Consider the following 19,602-nt stretch of genomic DNA (forward strand, 5'->3'; position numbering starts at 1 on the left):
TTGAACAGCGGTGTTCTCAGGCCTCGATGCCGAGGATATCCCGCGCCACCGCTTCGGCGATGCGGATCCCGTCCACGCCTGCCGACAGGATCCCGCCGGCGTAACCGGCCCCTTCACCCGCTGGAAACAGGCCTTTAACGTTCAGGCTCTGCATCGACGCGTCACGGGTAATCCGCAGCGGCGAGGAGGTGCGGGTCTCGATACCGGTCAACACTGCATCGTGCAGCGAGTAACCCTTGATCTGCTTGTCGAACGCCGGCAAGGCTTCGCGGATGGCCTCGATGGCGAAGTCCGGCAGCGCCAGCGCGAGGTCACCCAGGGATACGCCGGGCTTGTAGGACGGTTCCACACTGCCAAGGGCGGTGGACGGTTTGCCGGCAATGAAGTCACCTACCAATTGCGCGGGCGCCTCGTAGTTGCTGCCGCCGAGGATGTAGGCATGGGACTCCAGGCGTTCCTGCAACTCGATACCCGCCAGCGGGCCACCGGGGTAGTCCACCTCGGGAGTAATGCCTACCACGATGCCGGAGTTGGCGTTGCGCTCGTTGCGCGAATACTGGCTCATGCCGTTGGTGACCACGCGGTTTGGCTCCGATGTGGCTGCTACCACTGTGCCGCCCGGGCACATGCAGAAACTGTACACCGAACGACCGTTCTTGGCGTGGTACACCAGCTTGTAGTCGGCGGCACCGAGTTTCGGGTGCCCGGCGTACTTGCCAAGACGCGCGGCATCGATCAGCGATTGCGGGTGTTCAATACGGAAACCCACCGAGAACGGCTTGGCTTCCATGTATACGCCACGGCCATGCAGCATGCGGAAGGTATCGCGGGCACTATGACCCAGTGCCAGCACTACATGGCGGGACAGGATCTGTTCGCCACCGTCGATCACCACGCCGTTCAACTGGCCGTCTTCGATCAGTACGTCGGTCACGCGTTGCTCGAAGCGCACTTCGCCACCCAGGGCGATGATCTCCTGGCGCATGTTTTCGACCATGCCGGTCAGGCGGAACGTACCGATATGCGGTTTGCTGACGTAGAGGATTTCTTCTGGCGCGCCGGCTTTCACGAACTCGTGCAACACCTTGCGGCCATGGAATTTCGGGTCCTTGATCTGGCTGTACAGCTTGCCATCGGAAAAAGTCCCGGCGCCGCCTTCACCGAACTGCACGTTGGACTCAGGGTTCAGCACGCTTTTGCGCCACAGGCCCCAGGTGTCTTTGGTGCGCTGGCGTACTTCCTTGCCGCGCTCGAGGATGATCGGCTTGAAGCCCATCTGCGCCAGCAATAACCCGGCAAAGATCCCGCAGGGGCCGAAGCCGACCACCACCGGGCGTTCACTCAAGTCTGCCGGAGCCTGCCCCACCACTTTGTAGCTGACGTCGGGAGACGGGTTGATGTTGTGGTCGCTTTCGAACTTTTTCAGCAGCGCCGCTTCGTTCTTCACGTTCAGGTCGAGGGTGTAGATGAAGTACAGCTCCGACGATTTCTTGCGCGCGTCGTAGCTGCGCTTGAACAGGGTGAAGTCGAGCAGGTCATCGCTGGCGATGCCCAGGCGCTGCAGCGCGGCAGCGCGCAGGTCTTCCTCGGGATGGTCGATGGGCAGCTTGAGTTCGGTGATTCGTAACATGACGGGATCCGGTAGGCGGCGGACAAAGAGGCCGGCTGTTTTGCAAACCGGCGATTATAAGCCCCAATGGCGGTTTCCCGTCATGTTAAAACAGAGCGGCGGTGAATCAGTCGTCCCGGGAACCGCCGAATGCCGCGCAACCACGTTGCACCTGGCCGTTGACACGCAGCTCGGCGGTCATGTGCTGCAGGCTGCCGCTCACGCTGTCGACGCAGCGTTGCGGGGCGACCCACAGTTCGACGTGCTGGTTATTGGCCTCGGTCATCAGGTTGAAGCGCCCGTCACCGATCTGTTCTTCCACATAGGGCACCGCCAGGGGTGGCTGGCCTTCGCGCTCCAGCACCATGCCTTTGGCCGTGACATTCATCGCCCAGGCCGGTTTATGGCCGTTGGCGCGCAGGATCATGCGCTTGAAATCCGGGTCGTCACAGGCCGAGGTCGAGCGCTCCACGCGGTAGAGCTGCTGCAACTCCACCGAGCCCTGGGTACCGGCTGCCACCCCCGAGAACTTGCCGCGCAGATCGGCGAACAGCTTGCCTTGCTGGCCGGCCAGGGATGCGGCTTCCTGCAGTACGCTGGTGCCGCCGGTGTCGTTGACTACGTAGCTGCGTTGGTCGTTGCAGGGCTGAAACAACAGTTTGCCACCCACCGCCGTGAGTTCGCCCTGCATGCGAGTCAAGCCGGCGAGCGAGGGTTTGGCCGGCTCGCTCTCGAACAGCTGGCAGGCGGCGAACAGCGGAAGCAGGGCAAACAGGGCTAAGGTACGAGCGGCGCGCATAAGGGGTCTCCTGACAAGTGCCGCCACGTTACTCAGGCTGGCGATGCATCACAAGTCCACCCGCCAGCTTCAGGCGTTTCTGACAGACGCGCAGTTCATCCGACGATAAACGTCTGACCCGTCTGCAAGCCTTCCACGCTCTTCGCGTAGGCCAGCGCCACATCGGCACCTGGCGCAGGTTTGTAGCCACGGAAATAGGGCGCGTAGCTGCCCATGGCTTCCTCAAGCACCGTAGGACTCACAGCGTTGACGCGTAGTCCCCGTGGCAATTCAATCGCTGCCGCTTTGACAAAGGCGTCGATGGCCCCATTGACCAAGGCTGCGGAGGCGCCGGTGCGGATCGGGTCGCGGTTGAGAATGCCGCTGGTCAGGGTGAACGAGGCGCCATCGTTGGCGTACTCGCGGCCGATCAGCACCAGATTGACCTGGCCCATCAGCTTGTCGCGCAGACCCAGTTCGAAATCGCTTTCGCTCATCTCACCCAGCGCCACGAACTTCACGCTGCCCGCCGCACAGACCAAGGCGTCGAATTTGCCGGTCTGTTCGAACAGCCTGCGGATCGAGGCGCTGTCGCTGATATCCACCTGGAAGTCACCGCTGCTGCGACCAATGCCGATCACCTCGTGACGCTGCGCCAATTCCGCCTTGATTGCTGAGCCGACGGTGCCGCTGGCACCAATCAATAGGATTTTCATCGTGCTGTTCCTCCAAAGGTAAGTGAAGGCTCAGTCTAGAGTGGCTTTTTCAGTGAATAAACGCGCTAATAGGCAACCTTTGGTTTTCAAATGGAAACAATCCATGAGCGAAATGGATGATCTGGCAGCGTTTGCCGTGCTGGTCGAAGCGGGCAGTTTCACCGTCGCCGCCGAGCAGTTGGGTTGCAGCAAGGGCCAGCTGTCCAAACGCATCAGCCAATTGGAAGCGCAGTTTTCGGTGGTATTGCTGCATCGCACCACGCGCAAGCTCAGCCTTACCGCCGCCGGTGCGGCGTTGTTGCCCCAGGCTCAGGCACTGGTGGTCCAAGTGGATCGTGCCCGGCAGGCGCTGGCCAGGCTCAAGGACGACCTGGCCGGGCCGGTGCGCATGACGGTGCCGGTGTCACTGGGTGAAACCTTCTTCGACGGGTTGTTGCTGGAATTTTCACGGCAGTATCCGCAGGTGCAGGTCGAGTTGGAGCTCAACAATAGCTACCGGGACCTTGCGCGGGACGGGTTCGACCTGGGCGTGCGCTCGGGAGCCAGCGAGAGTGAGCGGCTGGTGGCCAAGCCGCTGCTGGCCTGGCACGAGATGACCTGCGCCAGCCCCGCGTACCTGGAGCAACATGGTGAGCCCCTGACTCCGGCGGACCTGGCAGGCCACACCTGTTTGCTCAACAGCCACTACAGCGGGCGCGAGGAGTGGCTTTATCACCAGCAGCACGAGCTGCTGCGGGTGAAGGTCAGCGGCACCTTTGCCTCCAACCATTACAACCTGTTGAAGAAAGCCGCATTGGTGGGCGCAGGTATCGCGCGCTTGCCGTCCTACGTGTTACCTGCGGAGTTGGCTGACGGCCGATTGCGGTTGCTCCTGCGCGATTATCAGACGCGGAGCATGCCGATGTACCTGGTTCACCCTTATCAGGGTGGCCTGCCGCGCCGTACCCAGGTACTCGCCGACTATTTGGTGGACTGGTTCAAGCGCAGCGGCGAAGCCTTGGACCGTCTTTAACGGTCACGGCGGGCGATCAGGTGGTCGATGGACAGGCTGCCCGGCCCCTTGGCGACCAACAGCAGCAGTATCGCGATCCAAGTGCCGTGGGTCGGATAGGCCTCGGGGTAAACAAACAGTTGAATGGTCAGGGTCATGCCGATCAGCGCCAGCGCGGAGAAGCGCGTGGCCAAGCCCAGCAGAATCAGGGCCGGAAAAAAGTGCTCGGCAAACGCGGCCATATGGGCGGCCACTTCCGGCGAAAGCAGGGGCACGTGGTATTCGCTGCGAAACAGCGGCAGTGTGGAGGCGGCCAGGCGTGGTTCGCCGAACTGGAAGGTGCCGCTGATCAGGTCAATGGCAAATCCCTCGACTTTGGTCTGGCCGGACTTCCAGAACACCGCCGCAATGGAGAAGCGTGCGATAAAAGCGATCAGGCTGTAGGGGATTTGCTCAAAGTACTGAATGATCCGTTTAACCAGGCAGGTGGGGGCGGCAGTGTTCATGGCGATACCTTTTGTTCCAGGTGTAAATGGGTGATGGCATCGTGGCTGATCAATAGGGTCAGGCAGTGATGCAGGTCGAATTCGGCTGAGGCTTCCAAGGCGTGGGTCACGGCCACCTCCAGTTCGTTGCCCTGGTTCAGGCTGTCGATAAACGCGACTGATCCGCCATCGATGGAAAACACCTTGACCGTCAGGCCCTGGCGCAAAACCAGTGCGCCTTGGGCCTGCCACGGGTTCATGCTGGCGGTGGCGCCTTCGGTCTGGTGCGCTGCCCACACCGCGACCACGGCATAGGCCGAATTCAAGGTGGCCACGGAGGGATGCAACTGCAGGCGCAGCCTTCCCAGGTTTTCCTGGCCTTGCAGGGTCTGGAGGAGGGTCTGCTGGTCGAGTTGCTGGGCGTCTGCCGCGTGGTAGGCCCGTACTCGCAGGCGTTCCAGGCGTGCGACATCGGCCAGGTACGGTACGCTGGCGGCGGGCTCGAAATCCTGGATAAAGGCGGCGAACGCACTGCCGTACTCGTTGATCAGCGGGCTGGCCGGCGGGCAGACCTGCACAAACAGGCCTGCCATTGCGTGAAAGAACGTCTCGCCGACCAATTGCAACGTCACCGGATAAGCCGTGGCCAGCGCGTTGATCAACGAGCTGTGCACATTGTTGCGATACACCGCAAAGCGGCTGGCCGGGTCGGCCCCGTTGCTGCTGAACAGCCCATCGGGGCATGGTTGCTCGGGGTTCAGCAGTGCGCCGGCAAAAGCATCTTGAAGGCTCATCGGGTCACCTGCGACAAGTGCCGTTCGGCCTGTCGGGCTTCGGCGTGCAGCACGCTGAAGGCTGGTACCTGGTTGTCCCGCTCGATCAACGTGGCCATCGGGCCAACACGTGCCAGCACCTGTTCGTACAGTTGCCACACCGCGCTATCGATGGGCGCACCGTGATCGTCGATCAGCAGGCGGTCGCCCAGGCTGTCGGTGTCTTCGGCAAAACCGGCCAGATGAATCTCGCCCACCGCGTGCAGCGGCAGCCCCTCCAGGTAAGCCTGCGGATCACGTTGGTGGTTGATGCATGACACGTAGACATTGTTGACGTCCAGCAACAGGCCGCAGCCGGTGCGCCGGATGATCTCGCTGATAAAGTCGGTTTCATCCAGGGTCGAGCGCTGGAATTGCAGGTAAGTCGACGGGTTCTCCAGCAGCATCGGCCGCTTGAGCGTCATCTGAACCTGGTCGATGTGCTCGCAGACCCGCTGCAGGGTGGTGCTGTCGTAGGCCAGGGGCAGCAAGTCATTGAGGAACACCGGACCGTGGCTTGACCAGGCCAGGTGTTCGGAAAAGGACTGGGGCTGGTAGCGCTCGATCAACGTCGCAAGCCGTGTCAGGTGCTCAACGTTCGGCGGAGTTTCGCCACCGATGGACAGCCCCACGCCGTGCAGTGAAAGCGGGTAGCGTTCACGGATCAACCCCAGGTAATGGTGAAACGGGCCGCCGGCAACCATGTAGTTTTCGGCGTGTACTTCAAAAAAGCCGATATCCGGTGCGGTCTCGAGCACTTCGACAAAGTGCTCGGTCTTGAGCCCCAGCCCGGCCCGGCGTGGGAGGCCGGGCGCCTGAGCCTGTGCGACGGGGTGCGGGAGTGAAAGCGTCATCGTCAGTTCTCAGGCTGCGTCGGGGGTCAGGACTTGGCGGTGAAGGCCGCTTCCTGGCCGAAACCGGTCGGCGAGGTGGAGCTTGGGGTGGTTTTGCAAGTGCCGGCCGGGACCAGTTTCCAGGCGTTGGCCTGGTCCTTGACTTTCGAGGTGCCGGCGCAGGTGGTGCCGGCGCCTGCGGCGCAGTCGTTCTTGCCGGCTTCAGCGACGCCGAAGCATTTTTGCATGTCGTCAGCCGCGTGGGCGGTGGTGCTCAGGGCGGACAGGCTCAGGGCGGAACCGAGGGCCAGGACAAGGGTAGCGGCGGACAGTTTGGTCGTCATGGTGTATCTCCAGCAGTGGGTTGAGGTGGCAGGCTTGTGTGCCTGCTTACTCCACTAGAGGAAGCAGGCTGGGTTTCGTTACAGGCTCATCGAAAATAATTTCAAATACCGCAAAAACTTCAGGATCACACAAAGCAAATGTGGGAGCGGGCTTGTGTGGGAGCCGGGCTTGCCCGCGATGCAGCCACCTCGGTGTGTCAGTCACACCGCAGTGATGCCATCGCAGGCAAGCCAGCTCCCCCGCAAGCCCGCTCCCACATTTTAGATCCGGTTTGCGCAGCTACCGGTTCTTAGCCACCGAGGTACGCCTCGCGCACTTTCGGATCTGTCAGCAACTGTTCACCTGTGCCCTGCATCACCACCCGGCCGTTTTCCAGCACATAGGCACGGTCGGCGATCTTCAGCGCCTGGTTGGCGTTCTGCTCCACCAGGAATACCGTGACGCCGTCCTTGCGCAGCTGTTCGATGATGTCGAAGATCTGCTGGATGATTATCGGTGCCAGGCCCAGGGACGGTTCGTCCAGCAGCAGCAGCTTGGGCTTGCTCATCAGTGCGCGACCAATGGCGAGCATCTGCTGCTCGCCACCGGACATGGTGCCGCCGCGCTGGCTGAAGCGCTCCTTGAGGCGAGGGAACAGGTGCAGCACCTTGTCCATCTGCTCCTGGTAATCGCCCTTGTCGGTGAAGAACCCGCCCATGGCCAGGTTCTCTTCCACGGTCAGGCGCGAGAACACGCGACGGCCTTCCGGCACCACGGCGATGCTCTTGCGCATGATTTCGGCGGAGTGCTTGCCGACCAGCTCTTCGCCCATGTAACGGATGCTGCCGCTGTAGGCCTGGGGCGAACCGCACAGGGTCATCAGCAAGGTCGACTTGCCCGCACCGTTGGCGCCGATCAGCGTGACGATTTCACCCTGGCGCACTTCCACGTTGACGCTGTGCAGGGCCTGGATCTTGCCGTAGAACGTGGAAACGTTTTCGAACTGCAGCATGTTACGCCTCCCCCAAATAGGCTTTGATCACTTCGGGATTGTCGCGGATCTGCTCCGGCGTCCCGTCTGCCAGTGGTGTGCCCTGGTTGATCACCACGATGTGGTCGGAAATGCTCATGACCAGCTTCATGTCGTGTTCGATCAACAGCACCGTGGCGTTGTTTTCTTCACGCAACACGCTGATCAGCGCCTTGAGGTCTTCGGTTTCCTTGGGGTTCAGGCCAGCTGCGGGTTCGTCGAGCATGAGGATCCGCGGGCGGGTCATCATGCAACGGGCGATTTCCAGGCGGCGTTGCTGACCATAGGCCAGGGTGCCCGCCGGGCGGTTGGCAAATTCGGTCAGGTTGACCTTGTCCAGCCAGTACGCCGCGTACTCCATGGCCTCGCGCTCGCTCTTGCGGAACGCGGGGGTCTTGAACAGGCCGGCGAAGAAGTTGGTGTTCAGGTGACGGTGCTGGGCGATCAGCAGGTTCTCGACCGCCGTCATGTCCTTGAACAGCCGCACGTTCTGGAAGGTCCGTACCACGCCCTTGCGGGCGATCTCGTGACCGGCCAGGCCCTGGATCGGCTGGCCGTCCAGCAGGATGCTGCCACCGCTCGGCTTGTAGAAGCCGGTGAGGCAGTTGAACACGGTGGTCTTGCCGGCGCCGTTCGGGCCGATCAGTGCCACCACCTGTTTTTCTTTCACGGTCAGGCCGACGCCGTTGACTGCGAGCAGGCCGCCGAAGCGCATGCTCAGATTTTCGACTTTCAGGATCTCGCGGCTCATTTGCGCAGCTCCATGTGTGGACGTTGCATGGGCAGCAGGCCTTGGGGGCGCCAGATCATCATCAGCACCATCATGGCGCCGAACATCAACATGCGGTATTCGCTGAACTCACGCATCATTTCCGGCAGCAGGATCATCACGATCGCCGCCAGGATCACACCCAGTTGCGAGCCCATGCCACCCAGTACCACGATGGCGAGGATGATCGCCGACTCGATGAAGGTGAACGATTCCGGCGTGACCAGGCCCTGGCGAGCGGCGAAGAAGCTGCCGGCGAAACCCGCGAACGCGGCGCCCAGGGTAAAGGCGGAGAGCTTGATGATGGTCGGGTTCAGGCCCAGGGCCCGGCAGGCGATCTCATCTTCGCGCAGCGCTTCCCACGCGCGGCCAATAGGCATGCGCAGCAGGCGGTTGATCACGAACAGGGCGGCCAGTGCCAGCAACAGTGCGACCAGGTACAGGAACACCACTTTGCTGACCGGGTTGTAGTCGATCCCGAAATACTCGTGGAACGTCTGCATGCCTTCTGCCGCGGAGCGATCGAACGACAGCCCGAAGAAGGTCGGTTTGGGAATGCTGCTGATGCCGTTGGGGCCGCCGGTGATGTCTGTCAGGTTACGCAGGAACAGACGGATGATCTCACCGAAGCCCAGGGTCACGATGGCCAGGTAGTCACCGCGCAGGCGCAGCACCGGAAAGCCCAGCAGGAAGCCGAACGTGGCCGCCGCCATGCCCGCCAGTGGCAGGCAGACCCAGAAGCTCCAGTCCAGGTAGTGCGAGAGCAGTGCGTAGGTGTAGGCACCCACCGCGTAGAAACCCACATAACCCAGGTCGAGCAGGCCGGCGAGGCCCACTACGATGTTCAGGCCAAGGCCGAGCAGCACGTAGATCAGGATCAGCGTGGCGATGTCCACCGCACCGCGCGAGCCGAAGAACGGCCAGATCAACGCAGCGATAATCAACGCGATGATGATGTAGCGCTGGGTGCGCGGCAGGGTCAGGAATTGACTGACCTTGGGCGAAACCAGTGGACCGCGGTTGCCTTTGAACACGGCACTGACCTGCTGGCTGAACAACACGCGCAGGAACATCAGCACCGAGCACAGGGCGATGATGGCCAGGGTCACGGGACCGGTGCCATGCACTTCCAGGTTGATGCCGACAATGCTCAGCTTGAGGCCGAGTACCGGAAAGGCCACGGCCCATACCAGTGCGGCGCTGAAAAACGCCGATTTAAGATATCTGCTCATACTTTCTCAACCTCCGGACGGCCCAGGATGCCGGTCGGACGGAACAACAGCACCAGAACCAACAGGCCGAACGCTACGACGTCCTTGTACTGGTCGCCGAAGATATCGGCGCCAAAGGCTTCGGCCACACCCAGCACCAGGCCACCGAGCATGGCGCCCGGGATACTGCCGATGCCGCCCAATACCGCCGCGGTGAAGGCCTTGAGGCCTACCAGGAAACCGGCGTTGGGGTTGATCACGCCGTACTGCATGCTCAGCAGCACCGCCGCGACGGCGGCCAGCGCGGCACCGATCACGAAGGTCAGGGCGATGATGTTGTTGGTGTTGATGCCCAGCAGGTTGGCCATCTTGATGTCTTCGGCACAAGCCCGGCAGGCGCGCCCCAGGCGGGAGCGGGAGATGAACAGCGTCAGGCCCAGCATGGCCACCAGCGTGACCACGAAGACCAGAATCTGCATGTAGGAAACCAGTACTTCCTCTGCACCACCCGGGCCGAAGGAGAAGCTCCCCGGGATCAGGTTGGGAATGGATTTGTCCTTGGAGTCCTGGGACAGCAATACGGTGTTCTGCAGGAAAATCGACATGCCGATGGCTGAAATCAGCGGGATCAAACGGTTGCTGCCACGCAAGGGGCGGTAGGCAACGCGCTCGATACTGTAGCCATAGGCACTGGTCACGACGATCGACGCGATGAACGCGGCGGTCATCAACAGCGGCAGTGAGTGGATGCCCATCATGGCCAGCCCGGCAAGGGCGATGAAGGCCACGTAGGAACCAATCATGTACACCTCGCCATGGGCGAAGTTGATCATTCCAATGATGCCGTAAACCATTGTGTAGCCAATGGCTATCAAGGCATAGGTGCTGCCAATGGTCAGGCCATTAACCAGCTGTTGGAAAAAATGATAGATCTCAGGCATTACAGCGCTCCTAAAAACCCGATACGCATTTCACTGGTGGAGTCATGTTCCGGCCCTGTGCTGTGTTCTGTGAGCACATTTGCACAAAGCGTTTGCCAGCGAACCGCTGGTGACGGTTTTAAGATTTTCAGGTGAGCCAGCGCCCGGATCGCGGGTGTCAGGCCCATAAACCTCGTAAAACAAAGCCCACTGCTTTCACAGTGGGCTTGTTGTCCAGTAAACGCCTGGCTTACTGAGGGGAAACTTCGGTTTTAGGTTTGCCGAAGTGCCATTCGTAGACCACGAACTTGAAGTCCTTCAGGTCGCCCTTGGCGTCGAAGCTCAGGTCGCCGGTAGGGGTCTTGAAAGTACCCGCGTGGATGGCGGCTGCCACTTTGGCGGTGTCTTCGGTCTTGGCAGCGGTGATACCGCCGGCGATCACTTCAATGGCCGAGTAGGCCGGGAACACGAACGGACCGGTCGGGTCCTGCTTGTTCTTGGCGAACTCATCCACGATGGCTTTGTTGGCAGGGTCGGTGTCGAAGGACTTCGGCAGGGTCACCAGCAAGCCTTCGGAAGCGTCCTGGGCGATCTGGGAGATGGAGTCGTTGCCGACGCCTTCCGGGCCCATGAACTTGGCGTTCAGGCCTTTTTCCTTGGCTTGGCGCAGGATCAGGCCCAGCTCAGGGTGGTAGCCGCCGTAGTAGACGAAGTCGACGTTGGCTTGCTTGAGTTTCTGGATGATCGAGGAGAAGTCTTTGTCGCCGGCATTCAGGCCTTCGAAGACGGCAACCTTGGTGCCTTTCTTCTCCAGGGTCTGTTTGACCGCGGTGGCGATGCCTTCACCGTATTGCTGTTTGTCGTGCAGCACGGCAACCACTTTTGGCTTCACGAAGTCGGCGATGTAGTTGCCGGCGGCAGGGCCCTGGGCGCTGTCCAGACCGATGGTGCGGAAGATCAGCTTGTAACCACGAGCGGTGATTTCCGGGCTGGTGGCGGCCGGGGTGATCATGATCACGCCTTCGTCTTCATAGATATCGGACGCTGGCTGAGTGGAGCTGGAGCACAGGTGACCCACCACGTACTTGACGCCGTCGTTGACCACTTTGTTCGCGACGGCAACCGCTTGTTTAGGGTCGCAAGCGTCGTCGTATTCCTTGGCTTCAAGCAGGAATTTCTTGCCGTTGACGTCGACGCCGCCCTTGGCATTGATGTCGGCGATGGCTTGCTTGGCGCCCATGAATTGCATGTCGCCGTATTGCGTTACCGGACCGGTTTTAGGCCCGGCGATGCCGACCTTGATGGTGTCGGCTGCGAACGAATGGCCGGCAACCCCAGCCAGGACCATCGCGGCAAACAGTTTGGAAATCTGCTTAGTAGCCTTATTCATAATGCTCCACTCTTACTGTTGTCTTTTTTATAGTTCTAGCGGCCTTGTGAGCTGCAGAACCGGATCGGATATCCCGGATATCCCCCCGGCAGTGCCCTGGCAACTGTACCGGTACAGTGTAGAGCGCCGGCTGATCGCTTGAAAAGCTGGCTGCTGGGGGCAAAACCCAGGGATGTCGCTTAAATGAAAGAAAAAGACAGAATTGCGGCGGGGTGATGCCAGAGTTTCGGGCAATCCTTGGCTTTCCTGACACTTTCGATCGATGACTCAATTGCAACTGGGTTTTTCTGCCTTGGGTTTTGCTGTCTGAAGCACGACGTTATGATTGCGCCGTTTTTTTCCCAAGGTGAATTCCCATGACGCAAGAACCTAGCACCCTCTATGCCAAGCTGCTCGGTGAAACTGCCGAAATATCCTGGAAGGAGCTTGAACCGTTCTTTGCCAAGGGTGCCCTATTGTGGGTCGACGCGGGCCTGGATTTGATCGAAGCCGCCGAGGCGATGGCCGAGGATAACCGCGACAAAGTCGCTGCCTGGCTGGCCTCCGGGAGCCTCGGCGAAGTGTCTGCGACGCGGGCAACGGACCTGGTGGAGCGCGATCCGAGCCTGTGGGCGGTAGTGGTATCACCCTGGATCCTGATCCAGGAAAGGGCGGCCTGAGAACGTCTTGCGCCAAAATAGTGCGCGTCTTTGCGCCAATCAAGTGTGTAGCGGAGTAACCGCCGGTGCGGTGATGGCATCTTGCCGTAGAGAAAGGTCACAGATCAGGGTGACGTAAACGTCACGGGAACAGTTGGTCAGGCGGCCAAACGGTTGTGAAATTGTTTCGTGGTGTGGCAAGGCAACACATTTTTGTTGCAATACAGACTGTCATCGCAGGCAAGCCAGCTCCCACATTTCAACTGCATTCCAAGTGTGGGAGCTGGCTTGCCTGCGATGGACGCGCCTCGGTCAGCCGGTCCTGCCGGTATGGCTGTTCAGCGAAATCACCTTGGTCTTGCCGATGCGATGACGATAGATCTCGCGCAGGTACTTGATCGACTTCTTGACGCAGTCCCGTGACAGGCGAATGTCGTTGATCGACACAAACTTCTCTTTGTCATTGATCAACTCGCGGTACTTCTTCTCGTACATCGGTTTGATCGCGTACCAATTGGTATCGAGGATTTTCGCCGGGTTTTCGAACTCGTTGAGCAATTCGTCGATGCGGTCCTCGTCGAAGTCCTCGTGGATGATGAAGTCCAGGATCGAGTTGTCCAGGGTGTCGTCGAAGCGGTACGGCGTACGTGCGAAGCAGCGCTTGATGAAGGCCACGATCAGGGTCAGGAAGTCATCCGACAGGCACGGGCTCTTGGCGATCAATGTGGTCAGCGACAGGTTGGCCGACGCGCCGATTACCAGGGCGTAGCGCTTGAGTGTGGTGTTGGGAAACAGGCTGTTGAGGTGAGTCTTGAGCCGGTTGAGGTCCATGTAGGACAGCTTGTAGTCCTTGGGCAGCGACACGATCGACACCACCGACGAGCAGTTTTTGAAGAAATGCAGGTCGTGCAGTGCTGCGGCGTCATAGCCGGAATTCTTGTATTGCTCCAGCGACGCGCGGTAGCGCTTGGATTCGATCGGCAGCAGGCTGATGCCTTCGATGGCCTGGGTGACCTTGTTGAAGTGCGGCAAGTCGATGGAGCGGAAGAACAGGTCGTCGATGTTCAGGCGCTGGGGCTCTTTCTCGAATACCTTGAACTTGTCGCTCGAAGGCGTGGGGGTTTCCGGTACCACGGATTCGGCGTAGGCAATCGCCACCGGGCCGGCCAGACTCATGAACAGGTCGTTGGCGTCCAGTCGAATGGTTTCGCCGATATCGATGCCGGCGCGACGGAAGTAGTTCTGGTCGTAGTCGGTGGTCACCGCCTGGGCCGTGAGGATGTTGAAGATCTGCTGAGAGATGTACTGGTTGGCGTGTTTTTCCATGGCATTGACATCAATGTTCTGGATATTGCCGTCATCGCTCTCTTCGGCGTACCGCATGATGTCGTTGGAGATCAGCATCATGGCGTTCCATGGGCGGATACGGCCCTTCACGCTGGCTTCGCTGCTGTCTTCATTGGCGAAGTTGTACGAGAAATCCCATTCTTCCGACAGGTATTTGCAGAGCAGCCGTCCGGCGTTGATGTGCAAGGCCTCGGACATTTCGCTGCGGTGATCGGAGATGTTCGGCAGTACGCAAATGCCGCTGGTGAAGATCGGCTCGAACACAAACGCGTGGCCGCTCTTGCTGTCGTGCTCGTCGGCGGGCTTGGTGTCGAAAGTCTTGTTCATGTACGAGTGCTGCTGGGCCAGGCCGAATTCCGATGCCATGCCTGAGCCGGTCCCGCCGCCGGCACTGAAGATCGAAAAGTACAGACGCGACTGGTTGGCCTTGATGCCGCAGGAGTCGATCAGGTACGAGTGGATCATTTTCCAGTCAGGGCTGGAAAAACGCTGAGTGTCTTTATTGAGGATGATCTTGGCCAGGTACTGGCCGAGAATCGGCGCGTTACCGGCGCCACCGGCATGGACTTCCGACAGGTCCATGATTTTCATCTTGCTGTAGTCGCGCAAAAAACCGCTTTTTTCGCCCTTGCGCGAGAAGCGGATACGCCCGGCGATGTCCTTGTCCAGGTCGCCGAGCATTACCAGCGGCTCCACCAGGAACACCGGTTTGCTGGCCTTGCCGCCGCCGAGTCGCAGGTTGTTGCGAATCCACTGGGCCGGGCTGTAACCCTTGTCTGGCGATTTGTCTTCGTTACTGAATTCGTTCAGGTAGAACTTGCGGGCGTTGTACACCAACTCCGCCACGTCCAGCGCGATGTTCGAACCGCAGCGACCCAGGCCGATCAGGCACACCGAAGGAAACTCCTGCTCGTTGCGCGGGGCACCGTCGGCGTCCGGCTGGGGCGGACGCGGGAACACCATGCTGCGCAAACCGTTGAGGTTGTCGAGGATGCGGTCGGTGTTGGTCTCGGTGAAATAAAGGTACTGCTGGGTGGCCAGCGGACGGGCACTGCTCAATGACTTTGAACCTGAGGGTTTGTCCGCAGGAGCTGTCGGCAACGCGTCGGATACCACGGTGGCAGAGTTATTTTTAGAAGTCATTGTGCGCCATGTACCTGAGCGGATGGCAAGTAAGTATCAAAAAGCCATCACGGGATGAAAGTTCGCGACTTTACAGTGCGTCTGGGTCCGAGGCGATTGGGTGAAACCCCTGTGGTGTAGGGGGATTCCTAAGCCGGACTCCGATGAATCGGCCGTTCGTCGGCGTTCTTTAGGCAAATGATGGCGAAATGCCAAAGATTCGGCGTCAGCGAATTGGCCTGACGACCGAGGTAGGGCCGGGACGGCCCGGGGCAGGGTCTTTGGGTGCGGGCGCGTCCTTGCTGCCGGCCACGCTGAAGGGGTAGAGCGGGTTGCGCATTTCGATGCCCTGGATCACGCCGATCACATCGCTGGCGGGGACCGCCGGGCTCAGCAGGTAGCCCTGTACGAAGTCACAGTCGTGCTTGAGCAGCAGTTCGAACTGGGCCTGGGTTTCCACCCCTTCGGTCACCACTTGCAGGTGCAGGGTGTGGGCCATGCCGATGATGGCCTGGACGATCTCGATGTCGGCGGTGGACTTGGGAATGTCCTGAATGAACGAACGGTCGATCTTCAGGGTGTTGAGGGGCAGTCGCTTGAGGTAGGCGAGGGATGAGTAGCCCGTGCCGAAGTCGTCGATGGCCAGCGACACGCCCAGCGCACGGATCTGCCGCAGCAGGGCCAGGGTGCTGCTGATATTGCCCATCAGCGCATTTTCGGTGACTTCCAGTTCCAGGCGGTTGGCGGCGATGCCGCTGAAGCGCAGGGCGTCTTCGATTTCATCGGCCAGTTCGTCGCGCGCCAGGTTCAAGGCCGAGCAGTTCACGGCCATGGTCAATTCGGTGTAACCCCGGTCCGATAGCCGACTCAAGTCGTGACAGGCCTGGCGCAGCACCCAGTGATCGAGTTCGGCGATCAGGCCGTTGCTTTCGGCGATGCCGATAAACCGGTCGGGCGCCAGCAGGCCGTGTTGCGGATGCTGCCAGCGCACCAGGGCTTCCAGGCGTGTGACCTTGCCGGATTTCATATCAAAAATGGGCTGGTAGAACAGCACCAGTTCGTTGCGCGAGCGCAGGGCCGCACGCAATTCTTCTTCCAGTTGCAGTTCGAGGAAGGCGCGGGTTTTCAGGTTGGAACTGAAGAAATTCAGGCTGTTGCGTCCGGCGTCCTTGGATTGGTACAGCGCCAGGTCAGCGGTTTTCAGCAGCTCTTCGCAGGTCAGGCCGTCATCGGGAAACAGGCTGATGCCGATGCTGGTGGTCATCACCATGCGCCGCCCGGCCAGTTCCACCGGGTCTTTCATCTTCTGCATGATGCGCTGGGCCAGGTGTCGTGCTTCGTCGCGGTGATGGATGCTGATCAGGATGCAGAACTCGTCGCCGCCAAACCGCGCAACCACGTCTTCATGGCTGCGTATCGAACCTTTGATATGCCCCGCCAGGACCGCGAGCAGTTGGTCGCCGGCGTCATGCCCGAGGCTGTCATTGATACGCTTGAAGTGGTCGATATCGAGGAAGATCACCGCCATCATCCCGTGGGATGCGGTTTTTTCGGCGAGTTTTTCCGCGAAGATCTGGTTGAAACCCCGCCGGTTGAGCAGGCTGGTCAACGCATCGTAATGCGCCACCTGTTGTAATGAGGCCCGGGCCTGGTCCAGTTCGCTGAGCAGGGCGTTGACCCGGCGCAGATCGCGCTCCTTGTGCTGCAGTTTTTTGTCCGCCAGCGCCGCGCTGATGCTGCTGCCGATCACCAGCAGGGTAATCACCGCCACCGACAGGCCGAGCTGGATCGGGTTGTTGTCCAGCGGCAGCGACAGGTCCGCGCCGGCGGGCACCAGCATTTGCATGGCGGCCATGCCCGTGAAGTGCATGCTCAGGATGCCGGCGCCCAGCACCAGGCTGGCGGCGTATTTGAGCAGTTGGTGAAACACGCCGGCGCCGTTGCGCAGGTAACTCGACAGCAGGAGTGCCGCCAGGCTCGCGCCGATGGCAATGCCCACCGAGGCCAGAAACAGGCTCGTCTCGAAATACACCTGGGCCTGAGAGCGCATGGCCGACATGCCGACGTAATGCATCAGCGCGATACCGATGCCCATCCACACGGATGCCAGCAGGTACTGCCAGAAACGCAGAGTGGCATGGCTGAGGGTCTGCATGGCGAACAGCGAAGCGATCAGGGCGATCAGCAGCGAGGCGAACGTGGTGATCAATTCGTAATGAATGGCGATCGGTGCCTGGAACGCCAGCATGCTGATGAAATGGGTCGACCAGATACCGCCGGCCAGGCAGCCGGCGCCCAACCAGCGCCAGTGTCGGCGGGCGGTGGGGTCTTCGACATGGCCGACGCGCTCGGCCATGTCCAGCGTGCCGAAGCCCGCCGCGCAAGCGACCAGGTACGCCAGTAGCACCAGAAAGGGGTTATGACTGCAATTGAGTAATAAGTGCCCGCTGTCTGGAAGGTCGGTAAAAAAATGCAGACCAAGCCATTCCATAGCATGTCCCGTCATAGCGTCTTTACGTCACGGCCTACGGCGATGACCTATGACGTCGAGTATAGAAGCCTCGCGGGATTCGCCATGGATAATGGCACATTGCTCTCAACGATTTTGGCATTCAGCCCATAGCGTTTGATGCTAAGCGCTGATGGGCAGGCTGTCTGCGACGGGGGCTTGCAGCGGTGCCAGGCCAAAGGCGGCGCGGGCGGCATCGCAATCGACGTTCTGTTCGCCCTGGCTCCACGAGGCGTCGAATTCGCGACACGGGCTGGAGCGTTGCTCATAAATTGAACAGCTGGTGGCTTTGCCCACTTCGCCTTCAAGGCTGCAGCAGCGCGCGGGTTTCTGATCGGTACCGATCATCGCCACGCGTGTGGGGTTGATCTGCACCACCAGGTCATCGGGCACGGTGCCGCCCGACGAGATGCACTCCCCCCAGAAGAAAGACACACGAAAGTATGAACAGCAGGCACCGCAATTCAGACACGGACTGGCTTCGGACATGGGCGTCATCATTAAGAAAGGTAAGAGGGGTGTACGGCGAGGCTCGCCATTCTAATCGCGCCATGGCCGTTTGGAAGAGGGGGGCGCACTTATATTTTTAGTCGGAAAAATCCCGTTACGCCGCCTGAAATTACGCACTATCAGCTTTACGAATCATTACAGACAACCGGCGCCCGCCTGATTATGTTGCAGACACCTGGGCAGGATGCATCGGGCATCGCTGCACTCATAACAATAAAAGAGACGGACCCATGCAGAACTCGACCCAAGCGACGAATGCCTGGCGCATTCTGTTCCTGCTGTTCCTCGCCAACCTGTTCAACTTCTTCGATCGCACCATTCCGGCGATCATCATCGAGCCCATTCGCATGGAATGGCACTTGAGCGATTTTCAGCTCGGCATCATCGGCACTGCCTTCACCATCGTCTACGCCATCGCCGGCCTGCCCCTCGGGCGCCTGGCCGATACCGGCTCGCGCAGCAAGCTGATGGGTTGGGGGCTGTTCGCCTGGAGCGGCCTGACGGCAGTCAACGGCATGGTCGGCAGTTTCTGGACCTTTCTGCTAGTACGCATGGGCATCGGGATCGGTGAGGCCAGCTATGCACCGGCGGCCAACTCGTTGATCGGCGACCTGTTTCCCGCGCACCGTCGGGCCCGGGCCATGGGTATTTTCATGCTGGGCCTGCCCTTGGGGCTGCTGCTGGCGTTTTTTACCATCGGCGCGATGGTCAAGGCGTTCGACAGTTGGCGTGCCCCGTTTTTCATCGCCGCCGTGCCGGGGTTGATCCTCGCGGTGTTCATGTTCTACATCAAGGAGCCCAAACGCGGCGCGGCGGAAACCGTGCACGTCTCCCAGGAACGCGTCGACCGCCCGATTCGTCGCGTGCTGGCGGTACCGACCTTTCTCTGGTTGGTGCTGGCCGGGTTGTGCTTCAACTTTGCCACCTACGCCTGTAACTCGTTCCTGGTGCCGATGTTGCAACGCTATTTCCTGCTGCCACTGCAGGATGCCGCCGTCGCCACCGGGGTGATTGTCGGCGTGACCGGCTTGGTCGGCCTGACCCTGGGCGGCTGGATCGCCGACAAGATCCACCAGCGCGTCGCCAATGGTCGGCTGCTGTTCGCCGCGTTCAGCCTGGTCATCTCCACCGTCACCACGGCCTGGGCGCTGCACGCCGGGCGTATCGAGATTGGCGTGTTCGTGGCGCTGTTCAGTGTGGGCTGGCTGTTTGCCTATAACTTCTACACCTGCGTGTACACCGCGATCCAGGATGTGGTCGAGCCGCGCCTGCGGGCCACGGCGATGGCACTGTTTTTTGCCGGGCTGTATTTGCTGGGTGGGGGCATGGGGCCGATTGTGGTCGGTGGCTTGTCCGACCATTTTGCCCATTCGGCCATGTATGCGGCGGGGGCAGAACAGATGACCGAGGCGTACAAGGCGGTGGGGCTGCATGACGCCATGTACCTGATTCCGGTGGCGCTGTTTTTGACCCTGTTGTTTCTGTTCCAGGCGTCGCGCAGCTTTGTGCGGGATGCCAGGAAGATGAAGGAGGGGTTGGGCGCAGTGGAGGTGCCGGCTACGGCGGCAACGGCCTGAGACCGAGATGGCTTCATCGCAGGCAAGCCAG

At 60.5% G+C, this 19,602-nt stretch carries 18 protein-coding genes; 3 read left to right on the top strand and 15 right to left on the bottom strand.

Annotated elements, in window-relative coordinates; translation table 11 throughout:
- Positions 1-16: 16 nt before the first annotated feature.
- The 3 genes from ACW9IN_RS14105 to ACW9IN_RS14115 form a co-directional block, all read right to left on the bottom strand.
- Positions 17-1,630, bottom strand: a complete 1,614-nt coding sequence (locus ACW9IN_RS14105) for an NAD(P)/FAD-dependent oxidoreductase (RefSeq protein ID WP_457366452.1) — start codon at positions 1,628-1,630, stop codon at positions 17-19.
- Positions 1,631-1,736: 106 nt separating this feature from the next.
- Positions 1,737-2,408, bottom strand: coding sequence for a COG3650 family protein (locus ACW9IN_RS14110; RefSeq protein ID WP_457366453.1), 672 nt, complete (start codon positions 2,406-2,408; stop codon positions 1,737-1,739).
- Positions 2,409-2,503: 95 nt separating this feature from the next.
- Positions 2,504-3,103: a short chain dehydrogenase gene (locus ACW9IN_RS14115; protein WP_457366454.1), complete on the bottom strand. Its 600-nt coding sequence runs from the start codon at positions 3,101-3,103 to the stop codon at positions 2,504-2,506.
- A gap of 103 nt (positions 3,104-3,206) precedes the next feature.
- Between ACW9IN_RS14115 and ACW9IN_RS14120 the strand changes: the two genes are divergently transcribed.
- Positions 3,207-4,115, top strand: a complete 909-nt coding sequence (locus ACW9IN_RS14120) for a LysR family transcriptional regulator (protein ID WP_457366455.1) — start codon at positions 3,207-3,209, stop codon at positions 4,113-4,115.
- Here the strand turns inward: ACW9IN_RS14120 and ACW9IN_RS14125 are convergent.
- The 9 genes from ACW9IN_RS14125 to ACW9IN_RS14165 form a co-directional block, all read right to left on the bottom strand.
- Positions 4,112-4,600, bottom strand: a complete 489-nt coding sequence (locus ACW9IN_RS14125; RefSeq protein WP_457366456.1) for a DoxX family protein — start codon at positions 4,598-4,600, stop codon at positions 4,112-4,114. The two genes, ACW9IN_RS14120 and ACW9IN_RS14125, sit on opposite strands and share 4 nt — an antisense overlap.
- On the bottom strand, positions 4,597-5,373 hold the full coding sequence (locus tag ACW9IN_RS14130; protein ID WP_457366457.1) for an HvfC/BufC family peptide modification chaperone: 777 nt from the start codon (positions 5,371-5,373) through the stop codon (positions 4,597-4,599). Before ACW9IN_RS14130 ends, ACW9IN_RS14125 begins: the two co-directional genes overlap by 4 nt.
- Positions 5,370-6,245, bottom strand: coding sequence for an MNIO family bufferin maturase (gene bufB, locus ACW9IN_RS14135; protein ID WP_457366458.1), 876 nt, complete (start codon positions 6,243-6,245; stop codon positions 5,370-5,372). Before bufB ends, ACW9IN_RS14130 begins: the two co-directional genes overlap by 4 nt.
- 26 nt (positions 6,246-6,271) lie before the next feature.
- Complete coding sequence (locus ACW9IN_RS14140) at positions 6,272-6,568, bottom strand: BufA1 family periplasmic bufferin-type metallophore (protein ID WP_457366459.1); 297 nt, start codon at positions 6,566-6,568, stop codon at positions 6,272-6,274.
- Positions 6,569-6,858: 290 nt separating this feature from the next.
- Complete coding sequence (locus ACW9IN_RS14145) at positions 6,859-7,560, bottom strand: ABC transporter ATP-binding protein (RefSeq protein WP_003193540.1); 702 nt, start codon at positions 7,558-7,560, stop codon at positions 6,859-6,861.
- A 1-nt stretch (position 7,561) separates the two neighbouring features.
- Positions 7,562-8,329 carry a high-affinity branched-chain amino acid ABC transporter ATP-binding protein LivG gene (gene livG / locus ACW9IN_RS14150; protein ID WP_457366460.1) on the bottom strand — a complete coding sequence of 256 codons (768 nt, stop codon included), beginning with the start codon at positions 8,327-8,329 and terminating at the stop codon, positions 7,562-7,564.
- On the bottom strand, positions 8,326-9,579 hold the full coding sequence (locus ACW9IN_RS14155; protein ID WP_457366461.1) for a high-affinity branched-chain amino acid ABC transporter permease LivM: 1,254 nt from the start codon (positions 9,577-9,579) through the stop codon (positions 8,326-8,328). The genes livG and ACW9IN_RS14155 overlap by 4 nt, the downstream gene beginning before the upstream one ends.
- A complete protein-coding gene (livH, locus tag ACW9IN_RS14160) occupies positions 9,576-10,499 on the bottom strand; it encodes a high-affinity branched-chain amino acid ABC transporter permease LivH (protein ID WP_457366462.1) in 924 nt (307 codons plus the stop codon). Before livH ends, ACW9IN_RS14155 begins: the two co-directional genes overlap by 4 nt.
- Before the next feature lie 229 nt (positions 10,500-10,728).
- The gene (locus ACW9IN_RS14165) at positions 10,729-11,868 is read right to left on the bottom strand and encodes a branched-chain amino acid ABC transporter substrate-binding protein (RefSeq protein ID WP_457366463.1); all 1,140 of its coding nucleotides are present in this window, start codon (positions 11,866-11,868) and stop codon (positions 10,729-10,731) included.
- Positions 11,869-12,224: 356 nt separating this feature from the next.
- Here ACW9IN_RS14165 and ACW9IN_RS14170 point away from each other — a divergent pair, with 356 nt between their 5' ends.
- Positions 12,225-12,527 (top strand): DUF2288 domain-containing protein, encoded by a 303-nt coding sequence (locus tag ACW9IN_RS14170; RefSeq protein ID WP_457366464.1) that lies wholly within the window; start codon positions 12,225-12,227, stop codon positions 12,525-12,527.
- 291 nt (positions 12,528-12,818) lie between these two features.
- Here ACW9IN_RS14170 and ACW9IN_RS14175 read toward each other — a convergent pair whose 3' ends face one another.
- From ACW9IN_RS14175 to ACW9IN_RS14185, 3 genes are all read right to left on the bottom strand, one after another.
- Complete coding sequence (locus ACW9IN_RS14175) at positions 12,819-14,996, bottom strand: hypothetical protein (protein WP_457366465.1); 2,178 nt, start codon at positions 14,994-14,996, stop codon at positions 12,819-12,821.
- 205 nt (positions 14,997-15,201) lie between these two features.
- Entirely contained in the window at positions 15,202-17,466 is a 2,265-nt protein-coding gene (locus tag ACW9IN_RS14180; RefSeq protein WP_457366466.1) for a putative bifunctional diguanylate cyclase/phosphodiesterase, read from the bottom strand.
- Between the two features lie 141 nt (positions 17,467-17,607).
- Positions 17,608-17,973, bottom strand: coding sequence for a YkgJ family cysteine cluster protein (locus tag ACW9IN_RS14185; RefSeq protein WP_457366467.1), 366 nt, complete (start codon positions 17,971-17,973; stop codon positions 17,608-17,610).
- Between the two features lie 251 nt (positions 17,974-18,224).
- Between ACW9IN_RS14185 and ACW9IN_RS14190 the strand changes: the two genes are divergently transcribed.
- Positions 18,225-19,571 carry a spinster family MFS transporter gene (locus ACW9IN_RS14190; RefSeq protein ID WP_457366468.1) on the top strand — a complete coding sequence of 449 codons (1,347 nt, stop codon included), beginning with the start codon at positions 18,225-18,227 and terminating at the stop codon, positions 19,569-19,571.
- The last annotated feature ends 31 nt before the right edge of the window (positions 19,572-19,602 follow it).

This window comes from Pseudomonas sp. SDO5271_S396, from assembly GCF_054071795.1.